The 26,436-nt window shown below is 66.9% G+C and carries 25 protein-coding genes; 7 read left to right on the forward strand and 18 right to left on the reverse strand.

All coding sequences use genetic code 11. The features are described from left to right. Positions 1 to 25: 25 nt before the first annotated feature. Positions 26 to 880 carry a glycosyltransferase gene (locus tag ACFVUS_RS07215; RefSeq protein ID WP_387762296.1) on the forward strand — a complete coding sequence of 285 codons (855 nt, stop codon included), beginning with the start codon at positions 26 to 28 and terminating at the stop codon, positions 878 to 880. A gap of 34 nt (positions 881 to 914) precedes the next feature. On the opposite strand, the gene alc is transcribed toward ACFVUS_RS07215, so the two are convergent. The 16 genes from alc to uraD form a co-directional block, all read right to left on the reverse strand. Continuing rightward, positions 915 to 1,937, reverse strand: coding sequence for an allantoicase (alc, locus tag ACFVUS_RS07220; RefSeq protein WP_387762297.1), 1,023 nt, complete (start codon positions 1,935 to 1,937; stop codon positions 915 to 917). A 38-nt stretch (positions 1,938 to 1,975) separates the two neighbouring features. Continuing rightward, positions 1,976 to 3,151, reverse strand: coding sequence for a glycerate kinase (locus tag ACFVUS_RS07225; RefSeq protein WP_387762298.1), 1,176 nt, complete (start codon positions 3,149 to 3,151; stop codon positions 1,976 to 1,978). Beyond that, the gene (gcl, locus tag ACFVUS_RS07230) at positions 3,148 to 4,950 is read right to left on the reverse strand and encodes a glyoxylate carboligase (RefSeq protein ID WP_387762299.1); all 1,803 of its coding nucleotides are present in this window, start codon (positions 4,948 to 4,950) and stop codon (positions 3,148 to 3,150) included. Before gcl ends, ACFVUS_RS07225 begins: the two co-directional genes overlap by 4 nt. Before the next feature lies 1 nt (position 4,951). Beyond that, complete coding sequence (locus ACFVUS_RS07235) at positions 4,952 to 5,152, reverse strand: hypothetical protein (protein ID WP_387762300.1); 201 nt, start codon at positions 5,150 to 5,152, stop codon at positions 4,952 to 4,954. Then, a complete protein-coding gene (locus tag ACFVUS_RS07240) occupies positions 5,149 to 6,024 on the reverse strand; it encodes an NAD(P)-dependent oxidoreductase (protein ID WP_387762301.1) in 876 nt (291 codons plus the stop codon). Before ACFVUS_RS07240 ends, ACFVUS_RS07235 begins: the two co-directional genes overlap by 4 nt. After that, positions 6,021 to 6,818, reverse strand: coding sequence for a hydroxypyruvate isomerase family protein (locus ACFVUS_RS07245; RefSeq protein ID WP_387762302.1), 798 nt, complete (start codon positions 6,816 to 6,818; stop codon positions 6,021 to 6,023). Before ACFVUS_RS07245 ends, ACFVUS_RS07240 begins: the two co-directional genes overlap by 4 nt. Beyond that, positions 6,815 to 7,165, reverse strand: coding sequence for a gamma-glutamylcyclotransferase (locus ACFVUS_RS07250; RefSeq protein ID WP_376062385.1), 351 nt, complete (start codon positions 7,163 to 7,165; stop codon positions 6,815 to 6,817). Before ACFVUS_RS07250 ends, ACFVUS_RS07245 begins: the two co-directional genes overlap by 4 nt. After that, the gene (locus tag ACFVUS_RS07255; protein ID WP_387762303.1) at positions 7,113 to 8,321 is read right to left on the reverse strand and encodes an XdhC family protein; all 1,209 of its coding nucleotides are present in this window, start codon (positions 8,319 to 8,321) and stop codon (positions 7,113 to 7,115) included. Before ACFVUS_RS07255 ends, ACFVUS_RS07250 begins: the two co-directional genes overlap by 53 nt. A gap of 1 nt (position 8,322) precedes the next feature. Continuing rightward, positions 8,323 to 9,768 carry an NCS2 family permease gene (locus ACFVUS_RS07260; protein ID WP_387762304.1) on the reverse strand — a complete coding sequence of 482 codons (1,446 nt, stop codon included), beginning with the start codon at positions 9,766 to 9,768 and terminating at the stop codon, positions 8,323 to 8,325. A 119-nt stretch (positions 9,769 to 9,887) separates the two neighbouring features. Further along, the gene (locus ACFVUS_RS07265) at positions 9,888 to 12,221 is read right to left on the reverse strand and encodes a xanthine dehydrogenase family protein molybdopterin-binding subunit (RefSeq protein ID WP_387762305.1); all 2,334 of its coding nucleotides are present in this window, start codon (positions 12,219 to 12,221) and stop codon (positions 9,888 to 9,890) included. Then, entirely contained in the window at positions 12,218 to 13,600 is a 1,383-nt protein-coding gene (locus ACFVUS_RS07270; protein WP_387762306.1) for an 8-oxoguanine deaminase, read from the reverse strand. Before ACFVUS_RS07270 ends, ACFVUS_RS07265 begins: the two co-directional genes overlap by 4 nt. Continuing rightward, on the reverse strand, positions 13,597 to 14,070 hold the full coding sequence (locus ACFVUS_RS07275) for a (2Fe-2S)-binding protein (RefSeq protein ID WP_387762307.1): 474 nt from the start codon (positions 14,068 to 14,070) through the stop codon (positions 13,597 to 13,599). Before ACFVUS_RS07275 ends, ACFVUS_RS07270 begins: the two co-directional genes overlap by 4 nt. Further along, a complete protein-coding gene (locus tag ACFVUS_RS07280; RefSeq protein WP_387762308.1) occupies positions 14,070 to 14,942 on the reverse strand; it encodes an FAD binding domain-containing protein in 873 nt (290 codons plus the stop codon). Before ACFVUS_RS07280 ends, ACFVUS_RS07275 begins: the two co-directional genes overlap by 1 nt. Positions 14,943 to 14,958: 16 nt before the next feature. Then, the gene (gene pucL, locus ACFVUS_RS07285) at positions 14,959 to 15,831 is read right to left on the reverse strand and encodes a factor-independent urate hydroxylase (RefSeq protein WP_387762309.1); all 873 of its coding nucleotides are present in this window, start codon (positions 15,829 to 15,831) and stop codon (positions 14,959 to 14,961) included. Between the two features lie 2 nt (positions 15,832 to 15,833). Continuing rightward, on the reverse strand, positions 15,834 to 16,133 hold the full coding sequence (uraH, locus tag ACFVUS_RS07290) for a hydroxyisourate hydrolase (protein ID WP_387762310.1): 300 nt from the start codon (positions 16,131 to 16,133) through the stop codon (positions 15,834 to 15,836). Beyond that, positions 16,130 to 16,666: a 2-oxo-4-hydroxy-4-carboxy-5-ureidoimidazoline decarboxylase gene (gene uraD / locus ACFVUS_RS07295; RefSeq protein WP_387762312.1), complete on the reverse strand. Its 537-nt coding sequence runs from the start codon at positions 16,664 to 16,666 to the stop codon at positions 16,130 to 16,132. Before uraD ends, uraH begins: the two co-directional genes overlap by 4 nt. A 162-nt stretch (positions 16,667 to 16,828) precedes the next feature. On the opposite strand from uraD, the gene ACFVUS_RS07300 reads away from it, so the two are divergent. Beyond that, the gene (locus tag ACFVUS_RS07300) at positions 16,829 to 18,337 is read left to right on the forward strand and encodes a PucR family transcriptional regulator (RefSeq protein WP_387762313.1); all 1,509 of its coding nucleotides are present in this window, start codon (positions 16,829 to 16,831) and stop codon (positions 18,335 to 18,337) included. A 66-nt stretch (positions 18,338 to 18,403) separates the two neighbouring features. Further along, the gene (locus ACFVUS_RS07305) at positions 18,404 to 20,083 is read left to right on the forward strand and encodes a bifunctional metallophosphatase/5'-nucleotidase (RefSeq protein ID WP_387762314.1); all 1,680 of its coding nucleotides are present in this window, start codon (positions 18,404 to 18,406) and stop codon (positions 20,081 to 20,083) included. A gap of 3 nt (positions 20,084 to 20,086) precedes the next feature. Here ACFVUS_RS07305 and ACFVUS_RS07310 read toward each other — a convergent pair whose 3' ends face one another. Next, positions 20,087 to 20,629, reverse strand: coding sequence for a helix-turn-helix domain-containing protein (locus tag ACFVUS_RS07310; protein WP_387762315.1), 543 nt, complete (start codon positions 20,627 to 20,629; stop codon positions 20,087 to 20,089). A 65-nt stretch (positions 20,630 to 20,694) separates the two neighbouring features. Here ACFVUS_RS07310 and ACFVUS_RS07315 point away from each other — a divergent pair, with 65 nt between their 5' ends. The 4 genes from ACFVUS_RS07315 to ACFVUS_RS07330 all read left to right on the forward strand — a co-directional run bounded on the left by ACFVUS_RS07315 (position 20,695) and on the right by ACFVUS_RS07330 (position 24,965). Then, positions 20,695 to 21,993: a serine aminopeptidase domain-containing protein gene (locus ACFVUS_RS07315; protein ID WP_387762316.1), complete on the forward strand. Its 1,299-nt coding sequence runs from the start codon at positions 20,695 to 20,697 to the stop codon at positions 21,991 to 21,993. A 60-nt stretch (positions 21,994 to 22,053) separates the two neighbouring features. After that, on the forward strand, positions 22,054 to 23,091 hold the full coding sequence (locus tag ACFVUS_RS07320; RefSeq protein WP_387762317.1) for a cupin domain-containing protein: 1,038 nt from the start codon (positions 22,054 to 22,056) through the stop codon (positions 23,089 to 23,091). A gap of 56 nt (positions 23,092 to 23,147) precedes the next feature. After that, positions 23,148 to 23,816: a hypothetical protein gene (locus ACFVUS_RS07325; RefSeq protein WP_387762318.1), complete on the forward strand. Its 669-nt coding sequence runs from the start codon at positions 23,148 to 23,150 to the stop codon at positions 23,814 to 23,816. A gap of 159 nt (positions 23,817 to 23,975) precedes the next feature. Then, entirely contained in the window at positions 23,976 to 24,965 is a 990-nt protein-coding gene (locus ACFVUS_RS07330; protein ID WP_387762319.1) for an EamA family transporter, read from the forward strand. On the opposite strand, the gene ACFVUS_RS07335 is transcribed toward ACFVUS_RS07330, so the two are convergent. Next, positions 24,874 to 26,301: an amino acid permease gene (locus ACFVUS_RS07335; protein ID WP_387762320.1), complete on the reverse strand. Its 1,428-nt coding sequence runs from the start codon at positions 26,299 to 26,301 to the stop codon at positions 24,874 to 24,876. The genes ACFVUS_RS07330 and ACFVUS_RS07335 overlap by 92 nt on opposite strands. Between the last annotated feature and the right edge of the window lie 135 nt (positions 26,302 to 26,436).

A 26,436-nucleotide genomic window follows, 5' to 3' on the forward strand; every position in this document is an offset into this window, starting at 1 on the left:
TCGTTAACCGGAGCACCGAATCACCATGCTAGACGGTAACCAAAGTCCCATTGTCCTGTCCGTCGTCATTCCAGCTCTGAACGAGGAGAAATCGATACTCGCGACCCTCGACCGCCTGGTCGGGCAGGACGCGGTGGACGAGATCATCGTGGTGGACAACGGGTCCAGTGACGAGACCCGGGATCTAGTCGAGAAATACATCGTGACCAGCCCGAAGGTGCGGCTGATCGATGAGCCCCGGCGCGGCCTGCCGTTCGCGCGCAATACCGGTTTCGATGCGGCACAGGGAGAATTCATCGGCCGTACCGATGCCGATACCCTGGTGTTTCCCGACTGGGGCGAAACCATCAGAAGCTATCTCGCCGATAATCCGGAGGTCGGCGCGGTCACCGGAATCACGACCTATCACGATTCCCCGGTGGGATTCCTGCTGCGCCTGGGTTATTGGATTCAGGATCGCCGTGGCGCACTCGGCAATCGGGTCGGAAATCTACACGGCCCGAATATGGGAATCCGGCGCACGGCCTGGCTCGAGGTGCGCGATCAGACCATTACCGGGGTACCGGTCGCCGAGGATCTCGATCTGGCGCTCTGCCTGATCAAGAAACAATTACCGATCCAGCAGCTGAAGGATTTGCGGGCCGATACCTCGGCCCGACGGCGGCGCGCCACCCCGCGCGAATGGTGGCGATTCCAGCAGACCGGCCTCAATACGTTGCGCGGCCAGGGATTCTGGGTAATGCCGCTGCACCGCAGGGTGATCGTGGGCGCGTGGCTCGCGCATACCGTGCAGTGGCCGATCTACCTGTTCTGGGACTTCGACGCGCGGCGATTCACGCTGCGCCGCACCAAGACCCGGATCTCGTCGATCGGCCACTGACGGTGTCATCCGCCGGGGCGCGTGGGTGTACCGGTCAGGCCGCGCCCCAGCGGGTGACGAGCGCCTCGAGACCCGCCGGGGTGAGAGCACCCAGCAGCCGCAGGCGGGCGATGCCGCCGTCGGGATAGATATCGAGACGCACGTGGGTGACCGGCCGCGCGCCCTGCACGCGGAAGCGATGCGGGGTGTCGGGCTGAATCGGCACGGTCGGCAGCAGGTCGAACCAGTCCGGCGCGTCCGGACCGGGAAGTGGTGTCCCAGCGGGCAGATCGATGCCCAGCAGCCGTACCTCGGCCGGGGAGTTGAACACCAGGTTGGTGGTGTCGATCTCGATGAGCTCCGGAACGCCTTGGGCGGCAAGGCGAATCACGGCCCAGTCATTGCCGTCATCGCGGCGGCGGGCGGTCTCCCAACCCTCGGCCTGATTGCGGGCCAACCCGGGAGCGAGCATATTGTCCGCGCCCGAATAGAACAGATTCGAGCAATCGATGGCCCGGCCACCGTGTTCGAGCGCGGCCAGATCCACGGTCAGCCCGGTCAGCAGCGCCGGATCGGGCGTCACGTCGCCGTGCACCCGGAAGCGGGCCACACCGCCGTCCGGATGGATGTTCAGCCGCACATGGGTGAAGATCCGCTCATCGTCCACCGGCAGCTCGTGCCGGGCGTCGCCCTGAAGTGCGGTGCGCGGCACGATCTCCACCCAGTCGGCCGAATCGAGCTGCGCCACAGCGGGGTACCCGCTTACGCGGCACGCCTCCACCGAGGCGAACGGCGGATAATTGCCCTTGAACCAGGCGGTGTCGATCACCACCCCACGCACGATGCCGGGCATGCCGAGCCGCACGATCGCCCAGTCGTGTCCGGGCGCGCCGCGCCGCCGCCGGGTCTCCCAGCCGTCGTATTCCTGCCCCTTGGTGCCGAAGGTCTCGGCGGAGAAGCGCGGTTCCCACGGCTGGATGAGGTTCTCGCGCTCCTCGAAGGATTCGTCGCTGGCGGCGATCACGCTCGCACGGTAGGTGCGCAGCGCCAGATTCGGCAGGCTGGTGAAGTCCGACATCAGTTCCCTTTCGGTCGATGTTCAGGTCGGTGGAGAGTTCAGGCGTTGCGGGAGAGCAATTCACCCAGGCGGGTTTCGGCGATGCGCACGGCCAGCTGTTCCAGCAGCGGCCCGGCATTGTCGATACAGCGCTGCGGATCGGGCTCGATATCGGTGAGCGCGTAGGCGTCCTCGAATCCGAAGCGGCGCAGCATATCCCGGGTGAGCAGCCGCTGACCCGCGACCGCTAGCACCGGAATGCCCGCCGCCGCGGCGGCTTTGGCCACCCCCATCGGGGCCTTGCCGTGCAGGGTCTGCCTATCCAGGCAGCCCTCCCCGGTGATCACCAGCCGCGCGCCTTGCAGGCGGTCCGCAAAATCCAGCTGCCGCAGGATCAATTCGATACCGGGTTCGCTGCGCGCGCCCAGGAAGGCGATGGCGGCGAATCCGACACCGCCCGCCGCACCGGCCCCGGGCCGATCCGACAGATCCACGCCCAGATCCCGGCGCGCGACCTCGGCGAAGCGCGCCAGACCGCGCTCCAGCTGCACGACATCGTCCGCGCCCGCGCCCTTCTGCGGCGCGTACACCTGGGCGGCCCCGCGCTCACCGAGCAGTGGGTTGTCCACATCCGAGGCGACGGTGACCGGTACCCGCAGCAGATCCGCGAGATCGATGCGCTCGAGTCGTTGCAGCGCAACGCCTCCCGGTGGCAGCGGTTGTCCGTCCGCGTCCAGCAAGCGCGCCCCGAGCGCGGTGAGCATGCCCGCGCCGCCGTCGGTGCAGGCGCTGCCGCCCAGGCCGAGCACCACGCGCCGGGCACCGCGCGATACCGCGGTGCGCATGAGCTCGCCGGTGCCCGCACTGGTGGCGGTGCGCGCGGTGACCGGGGTGGGCCGGTCGGGTAAACGCCGGAGCCCGGAGGCTTCGGCGAGTTCGATAATGGCCGTCTCGCCCCTCATTGCCAACGAGGCGACCACTCGATTCCCGACCGGCCCGGTGACGGCGGTCTGCAGGCCGGCGAAGCCCGCTGCCACCATCGCGTCCACGGTGCCGTCCCCGCCGTCGGCGACGGGCACGCTCACCACCGGCAGTTCCGGACGCACCTGCCGCAGTCCGGTCGCGAGGTGCGCGGCGACCTGGGCGGCGGTCAGCGACCCCTTGAACTTGTCGGGGGCGATGATCACCTGCCCGTCCCGCCAGCCCCGGCCCGAACCACCGCGCGCGTGAATCACGAAGGGCTCCCGGCCGATTCGTACTCCGCCCGCGCGGCGATGGCGGTCGGGGCGTCGGAGAAGGACTCCGCGAGTTCCTCGAACTCGTTGACGCTGTCGATCTCGAGTCCCATGGACACATTGGTGACGCGTTCGAGAATGACCTCGACCAGTACCGGCACCCGATGTTCGGCCATCAGCCGCTTGGCCTCGGTGAACGCCGATCCCAGCTGTTCGGGTTCGGTGACGCGAACCGCCTTGCAGCCCAGCCCTTCCGCGACCTTCACGTGGTCGACGCCGTAGCCGCCGACCTCGGGACTGTTGATGTTGTCGAAGGACAGCTGCACGTAGTAGTCCATATCGAACGCGCGCTGCGCCTGGCGGATCAGGCCCAGGTACGAATTGTTCACCACCACATGCACATACGGGATCTTGAACTGCGCGCCGACCGCCAATTCCTCGATGAGGAACTGGAAGTCGTAATCGCCCGAGAGCGCGACCACGGTCTCCTCCGGCAGCGCGGTCGCGACACCGATGGCGGCGGGCAGGGTCCAGCCCAACGGTCCGGCCTGTCCGGCGTTGATCCAGTGCCGGGGCTTGTAGACATGCAGCAGCTGCGCGGCCTGGATCTGCGAGAGCCCGATGGTGGTGACGTAGCGGACGTCCTGCCCGAAGGCCGCGTTCATCTCCTCGTACACCCGCTGCGGTTTGATCGGCACGGTGTCGAAGTGCGTCTTGCGCAGCAGGGTTCGCTTGCGGTCCCGGCATTTCCCGGCCCATTCGGAGCGGTCGCGCAGCTGCCCGGTGAGCTTCAGTTCGTGCGCCACATCCAGGAATACGGCCAGCGCCGCGCCCGCGTCGGAGACGATGCCGTAGTCGGCCGCGAACACCCGTCCGATCTGGGTCGGCTCGATGTCCACGTGCACGAAAGTGCGGTCCTTGGTATAGGTTTCGACGCCGCCGGTATGCCGGTTGGCCCATCGATTGCCGATGCCCAGCACGAAGTCCGATTCCAGCAGCGTGGCATTGCCGTAGCGGTGCGAGGTCTGCAATCCGACCATGCCCGCGTGCAGCGGATGATCATCGGCGATGGTGCCCCAGCCCATCAGCGTCGGCACCACGGGAATTCCGGTGAGCTCGGCGAATTCGAGCAGCAGATCCGCGGCGTCGGCGTTCACGATGCCGCCGCCCGCCACGATCAGCGGTCGCTCGGCCGCGTTCAGCATCAGGATGGCCTTCTCGGCCTGTGCCCGGGTGGCGGCGGGCTGGTGCACGTCCAGGGGCGTGTAGGTCTCGATATCGAATTCGATCTCGGCCAGCTGCACATCGATCGGCAGATCGATCAGCACCGGACCGGGACGCCCGGATCGCATGAGCTGGAACGCCTTCTGGAAGGTGCCCGGCACCTGCGCGGGCTCGAGCACGGTGACGGCCCACTTGCTGACCGGGGCGGCGATCGAGGCGATATCGACGGCCTGGAAATCCTCCTTGTGCAGTTTGGCCACCGGGGCCTGCCCGGTAATGCACAGGATCGGAATGGAATCCGCACTCGCGGAATACAATCCGGTGATCATATCGGTTCCGGCCGGGCCGGAGGTGCCGATGCAGATGCCGATATTGCCGGGTGCGGCGCGGGTGAAGCCCTCGGCCATATGCGAAGCGGCTTCCACGTGCCGGGCCAGGATGTGCCCGATTCCGCCGTGTGCGCGCATGGCGCTGTAGAACGGGTTGATGGCCGCACCGGGTAGCCCGAATGCCTGTGTCGCGCCTTCTTTTTCGAGAATGAGGACGGCCGCGTCCACGGTCCGCATGCGTGTCATATCAGATCCCCATTCGGATCAGCGTCAGCGGCCGATCGGTCGATATCGCGGTCGTGACGAAGGTCCGGCCGCAGGCCGCGCGCGGTTCGACGGTGCAGCGCTCCACGACCCAGCCCGCCGGTACGTCGATGGCGCAAATGCCGTGCCCGTGCGCCATATTCGGCCCGTAGCCGGAGTCCAGCTCGTACACGGCCGCCGTCACGCGGCCCCCTTACCGGACAGCGCCTCGGCGACCAGCAGCAGGGCGGAGTGGTCCAGCGAGCCGTGACCCATGGCGCGGGCGGCGGCGATGAGCTGGGCGGTGAGCGCGCCCATCGGAATGGCGACCTCGGCCTGGCGAGCGGCGGCCAGGATGATGCCCATATCCTTGTGGTGCAGATCGATGCGGAAGCCGGGCGCGAAACTGCGCTCCAGCATGGACTTTCGCTTGAGCTCCAGGATCTTGCTGCCCGCCAGGCCACCGGCGAGCACGTCCAGGCCCGCTTCGGCGTTCGCGCCCAGGTTCTCCATGAGCAGGATGGCCTCGGCGACCAGGGCGTAGGTGCCGCCGACCACCAGCTGGTTCGCGGCCTTCACGACCTGGCCCGCGCCATTGGGTCCGACCAGGGCGATGGTCTTGCCTACCGCCTCGAAAACCTCTCGGGCAGATTCGAAGTCATCGCGGGAGCCGCCGACCATGATCGACAGGGCGGCGTTCTTGGCACCGGGCTCACCACCGCTCACGGGGGCGTCCAGTACGCGCAGCCCCTTCTTGGTGCCCTCGGTGGCGGTCCACTCCGAGGTGCGCGGGGTGATGGTGGAGAAGTCGATGTAGAGCGTGCCGGGGGCGGCGTGCTCGAGCACCTCGGCGAACACCGATTCCACATGCTCGTCCTGCGGCAGCATGGTGATGACGATGTCCTTGTCGCGCACCGTGTCCGCGGCGTCCGCGCCCGCCTTGCCACCGGCGGCGGTGAGCCGTTCGACGGCGGCGGCGCTGTGGTCGTATCCGGTGACATCGTGACCGGCCTTGACCAGGTGTCCGGCCATGGGGCCGCCCATGATGCCGAGGCCGACGAATCCGATGGTGCTCACTTGATCCACTCCCAGTTCAGTTCGGGGTCTTTGTATTCCAGGCCGATGTAGCCGTCGTATCCGCTCGCGTCCAAGGCCGCGAACAGCTCCGCGAAATCGAGCGCGCCGGTGCCGGGGCGTCCGCGCCCGGGTGAATCGGCGATCTGGACATGACCGATGTAGCCGCCGTAGGTGTCGATGACGGCGGGCAGGTTCTCGCCCATGCGGGCCAGGTGGTAGAGGTCGCAGAGGAATCGCACCCCGGGCTCGCCGACCGCCTCGATGATCCGCACCGCGTGTGCGGCCGAAACGATCGGATAGTCCTGCGACTCATAGGAATTGAGCGCCTCCAACAGAACGGTCGCGCCGATGCGCCGCGCCGCCGTGGCGGCCAGGCGCAGGTTCTCCAGCGCGAGCTCGTCCTGCTTCTCCGGGTTCTCGGCGGCAATCCTGTTGCCGTACAGCGCGTTCAGCGCCTTGCATCCGGTGCGCTCGGCAATGCCGATCGCGACATCGATATTGTCCCGGAACCTGGTCTCCTGCCCGGGGATGGAGACCAGGCCCCGGCCCGCCGGAATCAGATCGATGAAATTCAGGCCGACGAGCTGTACCCCGGCATCGGAGATGGAGGTGACGAAGGCGTCGATATCGGCGTCGGCGGGCGTGGGATCCGCGCCGAACGGCCACCAGAATTCCACCGCGTCGAAACCGGCCGCCTTGGCCGCCGCCGGGCGCTCGAGCAGCGGCAGGTCGGTGAACAGAATGGAGCAGTTGACGTCGTATTTCCGGAGCGCGCCCCCGGCGGTGTATTTCATCGGGTTCCTTCGCGATAGGTCGACCAGCTGCCGAATTCGGTGATGTCGATCAGCTGCGGGTACGAGACGGGCGGGCGGCGCAGCAGCATGGCCAGCACCGAGCGATGGTCGTCGAGTTCGATCACGCCGAGCTCGAGCTCCGGCGGTTCGGCCGGGAGCAGGCTCTTGCGCAATACCTCCATCGAGACCTCGAAGAGTTCGCCCGCGATGGGCGCACCGCCGTCGGGGACGGGGTGCAGGCCCGGGAAGCGGTCACCGATGGAGTAGAAGCGGTACTGCGCCGAGGTGGTCACCTCACCGGCGAACGGTGCGCCGTCGAGCAGGTGATTCAGGGGTCCGCCGCGCATGGCTCCCCCGTTCAAGAAGATCAAAGGCATTGGGGTCTATCCTTTTTCGGTCATTTCGAGGGGGTTCCGGCGCATCCGGGATGTGGATGTCGGGGACGGGGACGGTGTCGCGGTGTATGGGTCCACCGCTCACACCGAGGGGGATGCCGGAGCCGCCGCGGCGCACGGCCACGATTTCGGCGGCAATGGAGACCGCGGTCTCCTCGGGGGTGCGCCCGCCCAGATCGAGTCCGATCGGGGAGCGCAACCGGGCCAGTTCGGCCTCGGTCATACCGTTCGCCCGCAGCCGGGCGAGCCGGTCGTCATGGGTGCGCCGCGAGCCCATGGCTCCGACGAAGGCCACCGGCAGGCGCAGGGCCACTTCCAGCAGCGGCACATCGAATTTGGCGTCATGGGTGAGCACGCACAGCACGGTGCGGGCATCGACGCAGGTGTTCGCGAGGTAGGTGTTCGGCCATTCGACCACGACCTCGTCGGCTTCGGGAAACCTTGCGGGCGTGGCGAATACGGGCCGGGCGTCGCAGACGGTGACGTGGTAGCCGAGGAATTTGCCGATGCGGGCGACCGCGGCGGCGAAATCGATGGCCCCGAACACGATCATGCGCGGCGGCGGCACCTCGGATTCCACGAAGACGGTGGATTCGGCGGTGTCACAGCCGATGACGCGGATTCCGGTCGCGCCGGTATCGAGCATGGCGCGTGCCTCGGCGACGATGGTCTCGTCGAAGGCCGCGCCGACGGTCCACCACGATCCCAGGGCCATGGCGGCCCCGGTGGTCAAGTCGCGGACCAGGGCGACGGGTTCCTCGGAACGCAGCAGGGCTTCGAAGGCGGTGCGATTGGCCGCGGTGACCGGCTGTACGAACACCTCGATGGTGCCGCCGCAGGTCAATCCGACCGCGAAGGCGTCGGAATCGCTGTACCCGAACGTTTCCCGTACGGGTGCTCCGGTGCGCAACGACTCGCGGCACAGCTCGTAGACCGCGCCCTCGACGCAGCCGCCGGAAATGCTCCCGACGACAACGCCTTCGGTGTTCACCGCGAGGGCCGCGCCCACCGGCCGGGGCGCGCTGCCGCCGATGCCGATGATCGAGGCGACGGCGTAATCCTGTTGCGCCGCATGCCAGGTCAAGAGTTGTGCCGCGATGTCGCGCATATCAGCCTCCCAGGGCCAGTTCGATGGCGTTGATGCCGAAGTACGCGGCGAAGACCACGCTGACAACGGCCACCAGCCAATGGATTTCACTGAACTTGCCGCGCGCGGCCTTGATCACCACGTACGAGATCAGGCCCGCGCCGACGCCATTGGTGATCGAGTAGGTGAAGGGCATGAGCGCGATGGTCACGAACGCCGGGACCGCGATCTCCAGATCGGTCCAGTCGATCTTGCGCGCCTGGGTCATCATCAGCGCGCCCACCAGCACCAGGGCCGGAGCCGCGGCCTGGATCGGCACCACCGCCGCGAGCGGGGTGAAAAACACCGCCGCGGCGAACAATCCGCCGGTCACCACGCTGGTGAGTCCGGTACGAGCGCCCTCACCGACGCCCGTCGCGGATTCCACGTACACCGTGCTGCCCGCACCGCCGCTGACGCCGCCGATCACCTGGGCGATACCGTCGACGGTCAGGATCTTGCCGATACCGGGCATGGTGCCCTTCTCGTCCAGCAGTTTGGCCTCGTCGCAGACCCCGAAAACCGTTCCCATGGCATCGAAGAAGCCGGTCAGCACGAGCGTGAACAGCACCACGCTCGCCACCAGACCGCCGGCCCGGGCGAATCCGCCGAACAGGTCGACATTGAGCATGAGTCCGAAATCCGGTGCGGCGAAGAAGGATTCGGGCCGCTTGGGCACGACGGTGCCCCACGCCTTGGGATCGACGGTGGCGAAGGCGTTGATCACGATGGCCAGCAGCGTCGAGACCGCGATGCTGATCAGGATCGCGCCGGGCACCTTGCGGACGTACAGCGCCAGCATGAGCAGCAGTCCGACCGCGAAAACCACCACGGGCCAACCCTGGAGGTGTCCGTCGACCCCGAGCGTGACCGGCGGTCCGCCGGGCGCACCGTGCCCGACCACCCCGGAGGAGACCAGACCGATCATGGCGATGAACATGCCGATGCCGACACCGATGGCGTTCTTGAGCGCCGTCGGAATGGCATTGATGATCATGGTTCGCAGGCCGGTGGCGGCCATGATCACGATGATCACGCCCATCAGCACGACCAGGCCCATGGTCTGCGGCCAGGTCATATGCGGGGCCGCCTGGAAGGCGACCACCGGGACCACCCCGAGACCCGCGGCCAGGGCCAGTGGTACGTTGCCGACCAATCCCATCAGGACCGTGGAGAGTCCGGCGGAGAATGCGGTGGCCGTGGTGAGCTGTGCGATGCTCAGATGGTTGCCGTCGATATCGGTGACCCCGCCGAGAATCAGCGGGACGAGCAGGATAACGTAGGCCATGGCGACGAATGTGGTGATTCCGCCACGGATTTCGCGTGAGACAGTGGTATGTCGTTCACTCAACTTGAAGAACCGGTCGAGTGCCGAACCCCGGGCGATTGTGGTGGTCGCCGTGGGCTTCGGATCTTGGATTTGGGTCATGGCATGCCCTCCTGTGGGCGTAGCCGACCTACGGTCCGGGATTCATCGCCTCCGGACCGCGGATTCGGTTGCTGCGTTGTGGAGTCCCTACCGGGTGAGATCCGGTCTGCCCCTGTTGATCAACTGCCCCGGATGATGTCTTCCGGTCGTACCGGTACGCGGGTGATATGCCCCGTACCGCCCTGCTTGCGGCAGGCGTCGCGAATGGCTGCGGCAATCGCCGGTGTCGAGGAGAGGGTGGGCGGTTCGCCCGCACCGCGTAACCCGTAGGGGGCGTGCGGATCCGGATTCTCCAGAATTTCCAGCCGCTGCGGGGGTGTGTCGAGAATGGTGGGGATCAGATAGTCCGTGAAGGACGGGTTCCGCACCTTGCCATTGCTTACCTGGATTTCCTCCATCACTGCCAGACCCAATCCTTGAATCGATCCGCCGTGGATCTGGCCCTCGAGGGACAGGCGGTTCATGATCTTGCCCACGTCCTGGACCGCGTCCAGGGCAACGACTTTCACCAATCCGAGCTCGACATCGACATCGACCACGGCCCGGTGCACGCAGACCGCGAGCTGGGTGTGGCTATTGCCCTGTCCGGTCACCGGATCCATGCCCGTGGTGGGCTTGTGGTGGTATTCCCTTGTCTCCTCGACGATTTCGTCGCCGAGCACATCGGCGATGGCGGCCAGCACCTCACCGGTGCCCGCCACGACCTTGCCGCCGATGAGTTGCAGACCGCGATGCGCGCCGTGTTTGCCCTGTGCCAGGGCCAGTACGCGGTGGCGCACGGCCTCGCACGCGGCCTTCACCGCACCGCCGGTCATATAGGTCTGCCGGGACGCCGAGGACGAGCCCGAATCACCGACACCGTTATCGGCCGGGTGGATCACCACCCGTTCGATGCCGAGTTCGGTGCGCGCGATCTGCGCCTCGACGGTCACCAGGCCCTGGCCGACCTCGGCCGCGGCGGTGTGCACCATCGCCACCGGCTCACCGCCGATGACCTCCAGACGCACCCGCGCGGTGGACAGATCGTCGAAGCCCTCGGAGAAGCAGATGTTCTTGATGCCGACGCCGTAGCCGACCCCGCGCACCACGCCCTCACCGTGGGTGGTCTGCGACGCACCGCCGGGGAGATTGCGAATATCGCTGGCGTCCATGGCATCCGGGAGCGGCATCTCGCTCAGGGTGGTGAGCATTTCCTTCAGCGGCGTCGGCGCGTGCACGATCTGGCCGGTGGCCAGTTTCGAACCCTGCTGCACCACATTGAGCTGACGCACCCGCACCGGATCCATATCCAGGGCCTCGGCGAGCTTGTCCATCATCGACTCGTGCGCGAAGCAGGCCTGCACCGCGCCGAAGCCGCGCATGGCCCCGCAGGGCGGGTTGTTGGTGTACACCCCGTAGGCGTCGATCTCGATGTGCGGGATTTCGTATGGTCCTACAGCCAGGGAGGAGGCATTGCCGGTCACGTTCAGCGTCGCGGAGGTGTACGCGCCGCCGTCCAGGACGATGAGAACCTTGGCGTAGGTGAGCTTTCCGGTGGCGGTGGCCCCGAATTCGTACAGCATTTTCGCCGGATGCCGGTGCACATGCCCGAAGAAGGATTCCTCGCGGTTGTACATCATCTTGATCGGCTTACCGGTGCGCATGGCCAGCATGCCCGCGTGGATCTGCATGGACAGGTCCTCGCGGCCGCCGAACGCGCCGCCGATGCCGGCCATGGTCATGCGGATCTGATCATCGGCCAGGCCCAGGCACGGGCCGATCTGCGAGAGATCGTTATGCATCCACTGGGTGGCGACGTAGAAGTCGAGTCCGCCGTCCTCGGCCGGAATCACCATGCCGGATTCGGGGCCCAGGAAGGCCTGGTCCTGAATGCCGACCTCGAATTCCTCCTCGACCACGACGGCGGCCATCTCCCGGCCCACGGTGATATCGCCGACGCGCACCGGCTGATGCCGGGCGATGCCGCCGCGTTCCTGCACCTTGAGCTTGTTCGGGGCCGAGAGCACCGCCATCGGATCGGTGATGGGTTCGAGTACGTCCCATTCGATATCGATGAGAGCCAGTGCGCGCCGGGCGATCTCGGGATGATCGGCCGCGACGAGGGCGATGGGTTCGCCGTGATGGCGCACCTCGCCGATGGCCAGCACCGGCTGATCCCAGGTGTGGTCCAGGCCGTACATCTTGCGGCCGGGCACATCCTCGTGGGTGAGCACCGCGTGCACACCGGTAAGAGCCAGTGCCGCAGCGATATTGATGCTCTTGATGATGGCGCGCGGATGCGGGCTGCGCAGGGTCGCGCCCCACAGCATGCCATCGATCCACAGATCCGAGGCATAGGCGAACTCGCCCTTGACCTTCAGCGCGCCGTCCGGTCGCAGCGGGCTGTCGCCGACGCCGCCGCGACCTGGGGCCGCCACCTCGCCCGGGAACCGGGTGGTGCGTGCGGTGGTCATCGCCCACCCTCCTGACGCAGCAGGCGCTTGCGGGCGAGTACGCCCGCGCGGCCGACCTGATCGTGCGGGAGCGTGCGCAGTTCATCGTCCTGCACCACGGTGCGACCACCGACGAGCAGGCGGGCCAGCGGCGGGGTGGGGCCGAAGACCAAGGCGCACACCGGATCCGCGACCGCGGCGCGGAAGCCGTCGACGCGCCACATGGCGATATCGGCGAGCTTGCCGGGTTCGAGGCTGCCGATCTCGTTCTGGCGGCCCAGGTTTCGAGCACCGCCCAGGGTGCCCATTTCCAGGGCCTGGCGGGCGGTGAGGGCCTTGGGGCCGTGCACGGCACGCTGGAACAGCATGGCCTGGCGCATCTCACCCGCCATGGAGGTCAATTCGCTCGAGGCCGCGCCATCGACGCCCAGGCCGACCGGGGCACCGGCGGCGAGCAGATCCGAGACGCGGGCGATACCCGCGCCGAGCCGGGCATTGGAGCTCGGGCAGTGCGCCGAACCGGTGCCGGTTTCGGCGAAGCGGCGGATATCGGAATCGTGCAGGTGCACGGCGTGCGCGAACCACACGTCATCGCCGAGCCAGCCCAGCTTCTCCATGTATTCGACCGGGGTGCAACCCATCTGCTCGACGCAGTGCTCTTCCTCGTCGAGGGTTTCGGCCAGGTGAGTGTGCAGGCGCACGCCCTTGGCGCGGGCCAGTTCGGCCGCGTCGATCATCAGGCCCTCGCTCACCGAGAACGGCGAACACGGCGCGACGGCCACGCGCAGCATGGAATCGAAGGAGGCGTCGTGATAGCGATCGATGATCTCCGCGGTGTTCAGCAGGATCTCTTCGCGGTTCTCGACCACCTCGTCCGGCGGCAGCCCGCCCTGGGACTGACCGCGATCCATGGAACCGCGGCACGGGTGGAAGCGCAGGCCGATCTCGCGGGCCGCCATCACCTCGGCCTCGAACAGATCGCCGCGACCCTTGGGGAACACGTAGTGGTGATCGCTCGAGGTGGTGCAGCCGGTCAGCGCCAGCCAGCCCAAACCGGCTGTGGCGGCGCCGTATACGACATCGGCGTCCATGCCCGCCCAGGTGCGGTACAGCCCGGTCAGCCATTCGAACAGCGTCGAATCCTGGAACAGGCCCTGGGTGGCCCACTGGTAGAGGTGGTGGTGGGTGTTCACCAGGCCCGGGGTTACCAGGCAGCCGGTGCCGGAGACGCGTTCGGCGCCCACCACCGTCGGCGCCGGTCCGGCGCCGAGGGCTTCGATGCGACCGTTGTCGATGATGAGATAGCCGGATTCGATCTCGGCGCCGACAACCGGTGCGATGTAGGCATTCTCGATGACGATCTTGCCCGCATTGGGTAGGGAAAAGTTGGTAGTGGTCACTGGGCGACCGCCTTTCGCTGTGCCGCCAGTCGCACGGCGTCCAGGATCTTCTCGTATCCGGTGCAGCGGCACAGGTTTCCGGCCAGCGCTTCGCGGATCTCCACATCGGAGGGATCCGGATTGCGCTCGATCAGATCGTGCGCCTGCACGATGAGACCCGGTGTGCAGAAACCGCATTGCACCGCGCCCGCCTCGACGAACGCCTGCTGCATGGGGTCCAGGCGATCGCCCTCGGCCAGGCCCTCCACGGTGCGCACCGAGCGCCCGTGCACCTGACCGGCGGCCACCAGACAGGAACAGACCGGCGTGCCATCCAAATAGACCGTGCAGGAACCGCATTCGCCCTGTTCGCAGGCATTCTTGGAACCGGGGAGCCCGGCGCGCTCGCGCAGTAGGTACAGCAGGCTCTCCCCCTCCCAGACGTCGTCGACGTGCTCCGGGGTGCCATTGACGGTGAAACTCACGCGCATCAGGCGGCCCTCCTCTCCGCTGTGTAGTCGTTCCAGGCCCAACCGAGGCTGCGGCGGGCCATCACCGAGAGCGCGTGCTTGCGGTAATCCGCGGTGCCGCGCACATCGTCGATGGGTTTGGCGGCGGCGGCCACCAGGGTGCCGAAATCGCGCAGCACGCTGTCGCTCAGCGGTCGCGGGTTCTCCCAAGGCAGTTGTGCCGCAAGGAAATCCTGGGCGTCGAGCGCCCGCAGCGGGGTCGGCCCGGCCGAGCCGATACCGGTGCCCACGGTCCGGGTGTCCGGATGCAGGGCGATGCCGAAGGAGCAGACCGCGATGACCATGGCATTGCGGGTGCCGACCTTGGTGAAGTACTGCGGTCCGGTGGCCGGGCGCAGCCAGACCGCGCGAATCAGCTCATCGGGCTCGAGCGCGTTCTTCTTGACCCAGACGTAGAAATCGTCGATCGGGATCATGCGGGTGCCGCGTGCGGCGGATTCCACCTCTACGGTCGCGTTCGCGGCCAGCAGCGCCGGATGCGCGTCACCGGCGGGTGAGGCGCCACCCAGATTGCCGCCCACGGTGCCGCGATTGCGGATCTGCGGGGAGCCGACGGTGCGCGAGGCCTGCGCCAAACCGGGCAGGCGGTCGCCGAGGCGGCGGATGATGCGGTCGTACGGCACACCGGAACCGATGCGCACCCGGGCATCCGCGGTGTCCTCGTAATCGAAGAGTTCGCGGCACGGGTTGAGATCGAGCAGTGCGCCCGGGCGATGGCGGTCGAAGTTCAATTCGACCATCACATCGGTGCCGCCCTGAATCGGCACGGCGTCGGGACGCTCGGCGCGGAGCGCGAGTGCGTCCGCCCAGCTCTCGGGTCGTAGGAAATCCATTGCGTTACTCCGGGATTCAGGACCAGGCCGGTCCGGCGGGAGGCACTTCGCGCACCACGGTGCCCTCGATGAGCCCGTACGGGCGATCGGCGGCCCAATACACCTCGTTGTCATTGACCAGGCCGAACGGCGACAGGTCCACCTCGAAGTGATGCTTATTGGGCAGCACCAGCTTGACCTCGGCGATATCGGGGCAGGTCTCGAGTACCCGCTCCCCCATCTCGAACAGGGTCTGCTGTAGCGACAGGCTGTGGGTGTCGGCGAAAGCCTGTAGCAGGCAACGCTTCACGATCTCGTAGGACTTATCCCATTCGGTGTTCTCACCGCTGTGCCGCCACTGCGCGTTCACCTCGGTGGCCAGCACGCGCTCGCGGGTCTCGCGCAGCGTGGTGTAGCGATCCTTGATGAAGCCGTGGAATTCGGATTTGGTGGTGTTCAGCACGGTCAGATCCTTCAGACCGCTCACCACCCAGGCCCGGCTGCCGTCGTAATGCACCAGCGCGGTGCGGGTTTCGCGACCCGAGCGGATGAACGAATGCGGGTGGCTGTTGAGCCCCACCACATTTCGCTCCCACTCGTATTCCTCGAGCTCCACCCGGGAGTGCTCGATGGAGGGCTGCGAATCGACGAAGTGCCGGGCCAGCTTCAGGCCGAAATCCTCCGGGGAGGCGATGCCGTGCTGTTTGGCGAATGCGAAGACCGTGTTCTTCTGCGTATCGGTGGGCAGCACGGTGGCGTTGTCGCCGGTCAGGTGCACCTGCTCCATATCGCCCGACAGCGCGACGCTGACATTGAGATCGCGGATCTGGTGTTTGGTCCCGTTCTTCTGGACCCGGACGACGCGGGTCTCCGCCTTGCCATAGCGGTTGGGACCGAGCTTGATCGACATTGTCAGCTACCTCGATACGTGGAGAAGGAAAAAGGACTGAGCAGCAGCGGCACGTGATAGTGCTGCGCCGGATCGGTGACGGTGAAGGCGATGGTCACCTCGGGATAGAACGGACTCAGGTCGCCGGTGTCGAAGATGAGCCGGTGCACCCCCGGTTCGGGGGCGGGCAGATCCTTGATGCGACCGTCGGCATCGGTTGTCCCCTGAGCGAGCAGCGTGCCGTCGGCGGCTTCCAGCCGAACCGACACGCCGTCCGCGGGGCGACCGGTGGCCGCATTCAGCACATGGGTGGACAGGCTCATATCAACCCCAGCAGCTTGCGCAACCGCAGTCGGGTGATGGCGGCCAGTTCCGCCCGTACCACCGCGCGTTCGGCCTCGACCGAATTGCCCAGCCGGCGCTCCAGCTCGGCGAGCATCTCCTCGGCGGTGCGGCCGGTGGCGCGAATCAGGAAGACATGACCGAAGTGGTTCTCGTAGGCCACATTCCGATCCGCGAGCAAAGCGCGCACCTGCTCCGAGGCGACGGCCGCACCGGACTGTTCGTCCTGCGACCAGCGCGCCTCGCGCTGCGCGACTTCCCCTGAAACACCTTCGGCGCGTGGGGTTTCCGCGCGCTCACCGATGCGGGGATGTGCTTCGAGGGCTTCCTCGATATCCGTCCAGTCGAGGGCGTCCAGGCCCCAGAGCGCGGCCTGCCTGAGGCTGGACTCATCGATGTACGGCCGTCCGACCACCATCTTCCGAGCCCATTCCCGCGAGGCGCAGCAGCTGAGCAGCTGGGCCTCGGCCTCTTCCAGGGGCAGCGACCCGAGCCATTCCAGGCGACCCGACATCCGACCTCCATCCATTGGCGACTTGCCCGGTAAGTACAACCCTCGGGCGGCGTCGGCGGCAGGGACGAGACCTCCGAACCTGTGGTCCAGTTCACAACACGGGTTTTGTAGATACATCCAAGCCGGTAACCCGGAGGTCATTGGCTGTTAGCGTTGGCAATCATGCGGTTGCGTTCTCTGCTCGCCCTCACCGAAGCCGGTCTGGAACTCGTCACCGGGGAAGACGAACTCGAAAGGTTCGTTCGCTGGGTGGTTACTACAGACATGCTCGACCCTAGCCGGTACCTCTCCGGCGGGGAACTGGTCCTGACCGGACTGCAATTCCGGCGCGATGCCGGCGATACCGAGGCGTTCATCGCCGCACTGGCCCGGGCCAAGGTCGCGGCGGTGGCCGCCGGTGACGCCAAATACGGCGAACCACCGGCCGATCTGGTGGAAGCGTGCCGCCGCCATCGGGTTCCGCTGTTCCGGGTGCCCGAGCACATTGCCTTCGCGACCGTCACCGAACAGGTCAATCGCAATCTCTCGACCGGGCGTGCGGCCGATCTCGCCGCGATTCTGGACCGGCATCGCCAGCTCGTGTCCGGGGGCGGGCTCGATTCGGTGCTCGAACTCATCCACCGCAATCTGGGCACGCCGTGCTGGGTGGTGTCCTCCACCGGGCGGGTGGTGGCCGGACCGCAGCAGCCGCTGTCGGCGCAGGTCCAGGCCGCGTGCCTGTCGGCTCAGCGGTTACCGGCGACCAGTTCGCTGGACGGTAGCCTGTTCTCGCTTTTCGCGGTGGACGCGGACGGCACCTCCCGGGTCGCGGACTGGTTCATGGTGTTCGAGAGCGACTACAAGGACTGGCCCGAGGAGCACCGCGCCATCATCGGCGAACTCGCCGCAGTCGTGGCCTTAGAGCGTGTCCGACAAGACGACCGGCAGAACGCCGAGGGACGGCTGGCCCAGGAGCTCATCGAACTGGTGGTCTCGGACGCGAAACCGGCCGAAATCGTGTCGCGGCTCGAACTCACCGGGCTGGCGCTGTCCGAGCGCTATCTCGCGGTGGCCGCCACCGCCGACTCGGGAGCGGTGCGGCCCAGGGAATTACGGTCGCTGCTGCGCGAAATCCTTTACGGCAGAAGCCCGGCCGCGGGAGTCATCGACGGTGAGGCCATCGCGCTGGTGCCGATCGGCGATGACGACAATCTCGACGATCGCATTCAGCGGGCGGTGGAGGCGCTCGAACCCGGCCTGCAGGGCAGCCGTCTCGCGGTCGGCATCAGCGGTGGCGTGGACGGTGAAAGTCTGCGCGGCGCAGTGGAAGAGGCGCGCTACGCCCGGCGCATGGCCGCCGAGCGCAATCAGCCCACCAGCGTGGTGCGCCATGACGAACTCGCCACCCATATGCTGCTGCTGGCCAGCGTGCCCGATGAGGTGCGGCGCATGTTCCGGGTGCGGCTGCTGGATCCGCTCGCCGTGTACGACCGGGACAATCGGGCCGATCTGGTGCATACGCTGGAGACCTTCCTCCAGGTCTCGGGGTCCTGGTCCAAATGCGCCGAACTGCTGCACGTGCACGTGAATACGCTGCGCTATCGCGTCCAGCGCATCGAGGAGCTCACCGATCGCGATCTGTCCCGGCTCGAGGATCGGGTGGACTTCTTCCTGGCCCTGGCCCTGCGATAACCGGCGCACCGGCGAATTCACCCGGCCGTAGTGCGGGTGCCAACCGCATCTGACACAGTCGGGTCCATGACTCGACGCACCCGTGGACTCTGCGCGGCCCTGTTCAGCGTGCTGCTGGTGGCCGGATGCGGCAGCGGCGGAGATACCCCCGCGCCCACCACCTCCGGTGTGGCGCAGGTGGTTTCGACCGCGGACCTGCCCGCCGCACAACCCGGTGAGGTGCATCTGTTCGGGTTCAACGACCTGCACGGGAATCTGCAACCGCCGGCGGGCAGCAATGGGCAGGTCGGCAGCGTGCAGGCGGGTGGCGCGACCTATCTGGCGGCGCATCTGGCCAAGCTGAAGGCGGCCTATCCGGCCAGCGCCATCCTCGCCTCCGGGGACAATGTCGGGGCCAGTCCGCTCATCTCCGCACTGTTCCACGATGAGCCCACCATCGACTTCATGAACTCCATCGGGGTGGCCGCGTCCTCGGTCGGCAATCACGAATTCGACCACGGCGTAGTGGAATTGGCGCGCCTGCAACAGGGCGGCTGCGCCCTCGACGGCTGCGTGCCCGGCAATCCGTTCACCGGGGCCAAGTTCGCCTATCTGGCCGCGAACGTCACCGATGCGACCGGCAAGCTGCCGAACGGGTTGCGGCCCTGGACCATGCTGGAACTGGGCGGGCACAAGATCGGCGTGGTCGGCACCGTCACCGCCGACACCGCGAATATCGTTATGCCCGAAGGCATTCGCGGCTACACCTTCGGCAATGAGGCCGACGCCATCAACAGGTACGTGCCCGAGATGAAGGCCGCGGGCGCGGAGACCATCGTGGCGCTGCTGCACGACGGCGGCGCACAGCGCACCAAGGGCGCACCGCTGGATTACAACGGTTGCGCCGATATCACCCCGGCGGTCACCGATCTGGCCACCCGCACCGACGCCGCGGTCAAGGTGCTGATGACCGCGCACACCCATCAGCCGTACAACTGCACCATCAACGGCAAGGTGGTCACCCAGGCGTACTCCTACGGCCGCCTGATCACCGATGTGACCCTGCGCTTCCACGACGGCACGGTCGACGCGAAGGCCGTCAATCGTGTTGTCACCCGCGACATCACGCCCGATCCGGCCGCCACCCAGCTCGTCGACTTCTTCGCGGCACAGGCCAAACCCCTCGCCGAACGCGTCATCGGCACCGCCACCGCCGCCCTGCCCGCCGACCCGGCCCCGGCGGGCGATTCCCCCCTGGGCAACCTGCTGGCCGACACCATGCTCGAAGGCGCGGCCCCCGCCGGAGCCGTAGCCGCGGTCATGAATCCCGGCGGCGTGCGCGCGGGCCTGGCCGCCGGCCCGATCACCTACGAACGCGCCTACACGGTCCAGCCCTTCGGCAACCAGGTCGTCACAGTCAGCCTGACCGGCCGGCAGATCATCGAACTCCTCGAACAACAGTGGGACAACGTCAGCAAGCCCGCCGTCCTCTCGATAGCGGGCCTGACCTACGCCTACTCCGACACCGCCGCCAAGGGCCACAAGGTAATCACCGACTCCGTTCGAATCGCCGGGCAACCCCTGAACCCCGTTGCCACCTACCGGATCTCGACCAATAACTTCCTGGCCTCCGGCGGCGACGGCTTCACCACTTTCACCCGGAGTACCGGCCTACAGGTCGGCCCCATCGACCTCGACGCCTTGGAGTCCTACCTTCGCGCACACGGCGCGGTAACCCCGGCGCCCTCCCGAATCGAACGCCGCTGACCGTCACTCCGGATCGGACCCGGGCCGTTCCTCGATCGGGAAAAGGATTGGGCTGAGCAGATATTGGCCGCGCTCCGGCGTGGGCTCGTAGCCCAATCGCGGCGCGATGACGCGCCGCAGGTCGGAGATCAGCTCGGCCAGCTCGGCGGGATCGAGCCAGAGCGCGTGCTGCCGGAAGCCTACGAGATCGGTGGCCGGATCCGCGTTCTCGCGGTCCAGATAGGTATTGAACTCGGCCATGAGGACCGCCATGGCCGTGGCGAAGATACCGCGCTGATCATCCGTCGTGAGCTCGGCGGCCGTATCGATGACGGCCCGCTCGGGCCGCAGCCGATAGCGCCGCTCGACCGCGCCCCGCACCCGCCGTTCCTCGGCGACCTCCAGCACACCCGCGTTCGCGAGCAGCTCGACATGGCGGTACGCGGTCGCCTTCGAGACATCGGGCAGCCGGGCGCACAGTTCGGCGGTGGTGAGGACGCGGCCCCCGCGCATGGCGTGCACCATGCGCAACCGCACCGGATGGGCCAGCAGCTCGAAGGATTCCACTACGCAACGTTCTCACATACTGCTATTGTTCTCAAAACATGAGAATGGTTGATTGGGCGGGAACAATGGCAGAGATAGATCCGGTCGCGGTCGCCACCACGGTGGCCGAACTCGCACGGGCCGAACACTTCACCGCGATCGAGGAACTCTTCGCACCGCGACTGCGAGCGGTCGTCTCCGGCGGAACGGTCCGGGTGGGCTGGAATACCGAGATCGCCCGGATCGGCGCGGTTGAACGGATCGGCGAACCGGAGACCGAATCCATTGACGCCGAACTGGTTCGGGTGAGCGTGCCCGTCGACTGCGAACGCGGCGGACTGACACTGATCGTCTCGGTAGACGGCGCGGGGCAGTTGCATGGGATTCGACTCGCGCCACCGGCCGGAGCGTGGACGCCGCCCGACTACGCCAGGCCGAAACGCTTTGTCGAGCAAGATATTACGGTCGGCGACGGGTCGACAGCGGTTCCCGGCACACTGACACTGCCGCGCGGGAAGGGGCCGTTTCCGGGCGCGGTGCTGTTGGCCTCGGGGCCGACCAATCGGGATCAGACGGTCGGGCCGAATAAGCCGTTCAAGGATTTGGCGTGGGGGTTGGCTGGTCGCGGGATTGCGGTGCTGCGGTTCGACAAGGTGAATCACGTGCATGGCGCGTTCGCGGGCGAGCCCGATTTCACCATGGTGCGGGAGTATTTGCCCACGACCATCGCGGCTGTTCATGCGCTGCAACGGCATTCGAGGGTGAATGCGGATCGGGTGTTCGTGATCGGGCACAGCGGGGGTGGTAAGGCCGCGCCCCGGGTCGCGGCGGCGGAGCCGTCCATTGCCGGGGTGGTGGTCATGGCGGGAGATACGGTTCCGCTGCCTCGCGCCGCCGTCCGGGTGGCGAATTATCTTGCGGGACTGGATCCCGGGCCGCATACCGCCGCCACCGTCGAATCGATCACCAGGCAGGCCGCGGCGGTCGAGAGTCCGCGGCTGTCCTCCGCTACGGCGACCTCGGAGCTGCTGTTCGGGTGGCCCGCCTCGTACTGGCTCGATCTGCGGGCCTATGACCCCGTGGAAACCGCTGCGGCACTGGGCAAACCGATACTCGTCGTGCAGGGTCGGCGTGATTATCAAGTCACGGTCGAGGATGATCTGCCTGGCTGGGTGTCCGGTCTGGCCGCATGCGCGGACGCCCGGATCCAGATCTATGACGCCGTCGATCACATGTTCTTCCCCGGCACCGGGGCTTCCACTCCAGCGGGCTATCAGGTCCCGAATCACCTCGACGCCGCAGTCGTCTCCGATATCGCCGACTGGCTCACCGCCGGCCGGCGGGAGAGTCTCCTGGCGCGGCTGGCACGGAAATTCGGGCGCTGAACGACAGCGTGCGAAGGGGGCGGAGCATGATCGGAGTGGAGTGTCGATCTAGGAGGAGCTTTGGCGAAACCATCGATCCATACCGCTTCGCTGCTGCATGGCGAAGAGATTCATCGCAGTGACCTCGGGTCCATCACCAGGCTCACCGCCGATAATTTCCCGATTCTGAGTGGGCTGTCGATCAAGCGGCTCACGCTCGCGCCGGGGGCGATTCGTGAACCGCACTGGCATGCCAATGCCACCGAGTTGACCTACTGCACCGCCGGGCGGGCGCTGGTGTCCGTGCTCGACAATGGGAGTGCGTTCTCGTCGTTCCTGGTCGGGGCGGGCGAGATGTTCCATATCGATTCCGGGGCGCTGCACCATGTGGAGAACATCGGTGAGACCGAGGCCGAGTTCATCGTGGCGTTCCGGCATGAACGGCCCGAGGACTTCGGGTTCAGCGCGGCGCTGGGGGCCATGACCGATTCGGTGCTGGGCAATACCTATGACCTGCCCGCATCGGACTTCGCCCGCATTCGCCGCGACACCACCGCGAAATTGCTGGTCGCACGGGAAGGTGATCCGGAGATTCCGGCTCGGGCGCATTTCGGCGATCCACACCATTTCGCCGTCGAGGCCATGGCCGCGCCGGTGGATTCGCCGGTCGGATCCGCGCGCACCGCCCGGCAGCAGTTCTGGCCCGCGCTGCACGATATCTCCATGTATTCGCTGCGCATCCGCGAAGACGGGATGCGCGAACCGCATTGGCATCCGACGACCGCCGAAATGGGCTATGTGCACCGGGGTTCGGCGCGCATGACGATCATGGATCCGGACGGCGGGCTCGACACCTATGTCGTCGGCCCGGGCGAGGTGTACTTCGTGCCGCGCGCCTACCCGCATCACATCGAGGTGATGGAATCACCGGATATCCAACTGCTCATCTTCTTCGACCAGCCCACGCCCGGCGATATCGGATACCGCGCGTCCATGAGCGCCTACTCCCGCAAGGTGCTGGCCGCCACCTTCGGTGTGGCACTGGCCGAACTGCCGGATTTCCCGCTCACCCCGTCCGATCCGCTCATCGTCACCAGGAACAATCCGCTCGCACCGTAGGAATGCCGATACGGCGACCGGCGCGCCGCACCGCGCACGCTGCTACCGTCTGCGGCGTGAGCACAAGCCAGGGCCCGCCGGATCCGAAATATGTTCGTTCTCAGCGCCTTTGGCGACTCGTGCGCCGGGCGGCCTTCGCGGGTCTGGTGGTCGCCCTGTTCGCGGTGGTCGGCTATTTCCTCCAGGGAGCACCGCAGACGGCCTGCTCCTGCGCGATCGTCGATCCCAAGGTCGCGGTCACCGCCGCGCCCGGGGTGTTCATCGGCACCCCGACCCGGGTACTGCACGGGCGGGATTCGGATCTGTACGAATTCCAGGTCACCGAGGTCTTCCACGGTGAGGTGGGTTCCACCACCACCGTCGCGACCAGTTCCACCAGCGACTGCGGAACATCCTTCACCATCGGCCGCCCGAGCCTATTGCTCGCCGCCGCACCGTATTCGGTGGGCGCGGACTGGCAGGCGCACGGCTGCGGCCCCGATGTGAGCGCCACGGAACTGCGCGCGGTCGCCCAGGCCGCGTACGGTCCCGCGCACGCCCCGACCGCAGGCGGCGATGAGATCACCACCTGGACGCGCTTCAACTACAAGGTGCCGCACGTACTCCAACTGCTGATCCTGGCCGCGCTCGGCTGCGTCGCCGTGGCCGCCTACGCCACCCGCGCACTGCACCGGCACGCACCGCTCGCCGCCGCGCCCGACGATGGCGATACCATCGCCCGGTGAGCACCTACTGGCTTTGCGTCACCCCGCCGCCGCTGCGCTGAGCGGGCGCACCGGCTGACATTCGCCGCACGCACCGGCTGACCACCTCGGGCAGCCCGGTTTCTCGTGCGCCCGTTTTCGAATTATTGCTCACCGCATTCGATGACGGAGTACACGACCATGTCGGAAGGCCTGTCCACCCGCCTGTCCGGACCGCGGCCGACGCCGCGACCCACCGGTTCCGGAACCATTTCCATCCTGTTCGCATCGGTGCTGTGGGGCAGCACCGGAACGGTCGCGTCGTTCGCGCCCGACGGCATACCCGCGAGTGCGGTGGGAGCCGCGGGGCTGATGTTCGGCGGGTTACTGCTGTTTCTCACCGCACGAGATAATCGATTACCGCACAACAGGTTCGAATGGATCGTGTTGGCGGTCGGTGCGATCGCGGTCGCGATATATCCGGTCACCTTCTACCCCGCGGTGGCGCGCACCGGGGTGGCGGTGGCCACCGTGACCGCGCTGGGCAGCGCACCGATGTTCGCCGGGCTGCTGGCCTGGGCCACCGGCCGGGGCAGGCCCGCCCGGCGCTGGGTCATCGCCACCGCGATATCCGTAATCGGTTGTGCCGCACTCGTGCTGGGGCCGGAGTTGACCGGCACGGGCACACCGCTGGATCCGATCGGCATCGCACTGGCGGCCTGCGGTGGACTCACCTACGCCGTCTACTCGCTGGCGGGCGCGACACTCATCGCACGCGGACACACTTCGAACGCGGTCATGGGCGTGATGTTCGGCCTGGCCGCGCTCCTGGTCACCCCGGTGGTGCTGCGGTCCGGAATCGATTGGCTGACAACACCGCGCGGTGCGCTGGTCACCACGCACCTCGCGGTGTTCACCTGCTTCCTGGCCTATCGACTGTTCGGGTACGGCCTGCGGCACACCGGCGTCGAGACCGCCACCACCCTCACCCTGGCCGAACCGGCCGTGGCGGCGGTGCTGGGCATCACCGTGATCGGCGAGCGACTGCCGCTGCCGTCCTGGTGCGGAATGGCCGTGCTGGCAGTGGGTTTGGCGGTGCTCACGCTGCCGTCACCGGTCCGGGCCGCTCCAATTTGGAGTGCTTTCGCGAATAGGCGAAGTACACGATCAGGCCGACGACGAGCCAGATAGCGAAGCGCAGCCAGGTTTCCCAGGGCAGCGACCAGATCAGGTAGATCGAGAAGCCGATGCCCACGACCGGGACCACCGGCATGAGCGGCAGCCGGAATTCGCGCGGCTCCTGCGGGCGGGTGTAGCGCAGCACGATCACCGCGATGCTCACCACGATGAAGGCCATCAGAATGCCGATATTCGTCAGTTCCGCAACGGTATTGATCGGCAGCACACCCGCCAGGATCGCCGACCCGACACCCACGATCCAGGTGACCCGGGTCGGCACCTTGCGGGTGGGATGGGTTTTGGCGAACCAGCCGGGCAGCAGGCCGTCCCGGCTCATGGCGTACCAGACGCGGGTGACGGCCAGCATGAACGCGAGCACCACGGTCGCGATGCCGACGATCGCGCCGACCGCGATGATATTCGCGATGCCCGGCAGGCCAACGGCTTTGAAGGCGCTGGAGAAACCACTGGTGGGGTTGATCTCGGTGTACTTCTGCATACCGGTGAGCACCAGCGTCGCCGCCACGTACAGCACCATCGCGATGGCCAGCGAATACAGAATCGCCTTGGGCAGATGCTTTTTCGCCTCGTGCGACTCCTCGGCGGCGGTACTCATGGCGTCATAGCCGAACACCGCGAAGAACACCGTCGCCGCACCGGTCCACACCGCGGCATGCCCGTACGGGAAGTACGGCGTGTAATTCGAACTGTCGATATGGAATACGCCCAGCGCGATGATCAACAGCACCACCGCGACCTTGACCCCGACGAAGAAGGTCTCGAAGCGTCCGACGCTCTTGATACCGCGCGTCAGCATCCACGCGGTGCCCAGGCAGAACAGCACCGCGAACACATCGATCACATGCCCGTCACCGGTTCCGGACGCGCCGAGCATCCAATCCGGCAGCGTTATCCCGATCTGATCGAGCAGGAAATTGAAATATCCGGAAACGCCGATCGCGACGACCGCCGCCACCGCCGTGTACTCCAGCAATAGATCCCAGCCGATGAACCAGCCGCCCAACTCCCCCAGCGCCACATAACCGTAGGTGTACGCCGATCCGGCCTTGGGCACCATACCCGCGAATTCGGCATAGCAGAGCGCCGCGCACGCACTCGCCACGCCCGCGATGAGGAAGGAGATGAGCACCGCGGGCCCGGCCGTCTTATTCGCCACCGATCCGGCGAGCGAGAAGATTCCGGCCCCGATGATTCCACCCACCCCGATGGCGGTCAGCTGCCACAAACCCAGATGCCGGGCCAACTGCTGATCATCGGCGGTTTCGCCCTCGACCTCACCAATCGGTTTGCGCCGCACGATCTGACTACGCAATTCCGCAATGGACATACCGCGTCCTTCCGTCCCGCCGCGCCGCGTGCGCGGCGCAGGCCCGACTCGTCCGAGATCAATCCATCCGATCACGGACACCGGCCATTTGTCCGGATATCCGGCCCCTGTTATCCCCCGGTAACTGCCCGCGCG

Source organism: Nocardia sp. NPDC058058, assembly GCF_042885355.1.
Taxonomy (GTDB): Bacteria; Actinomycetota; Actinomycetes; order Mycobacteriales; family Mycobacteriaceae; genus Nocardia.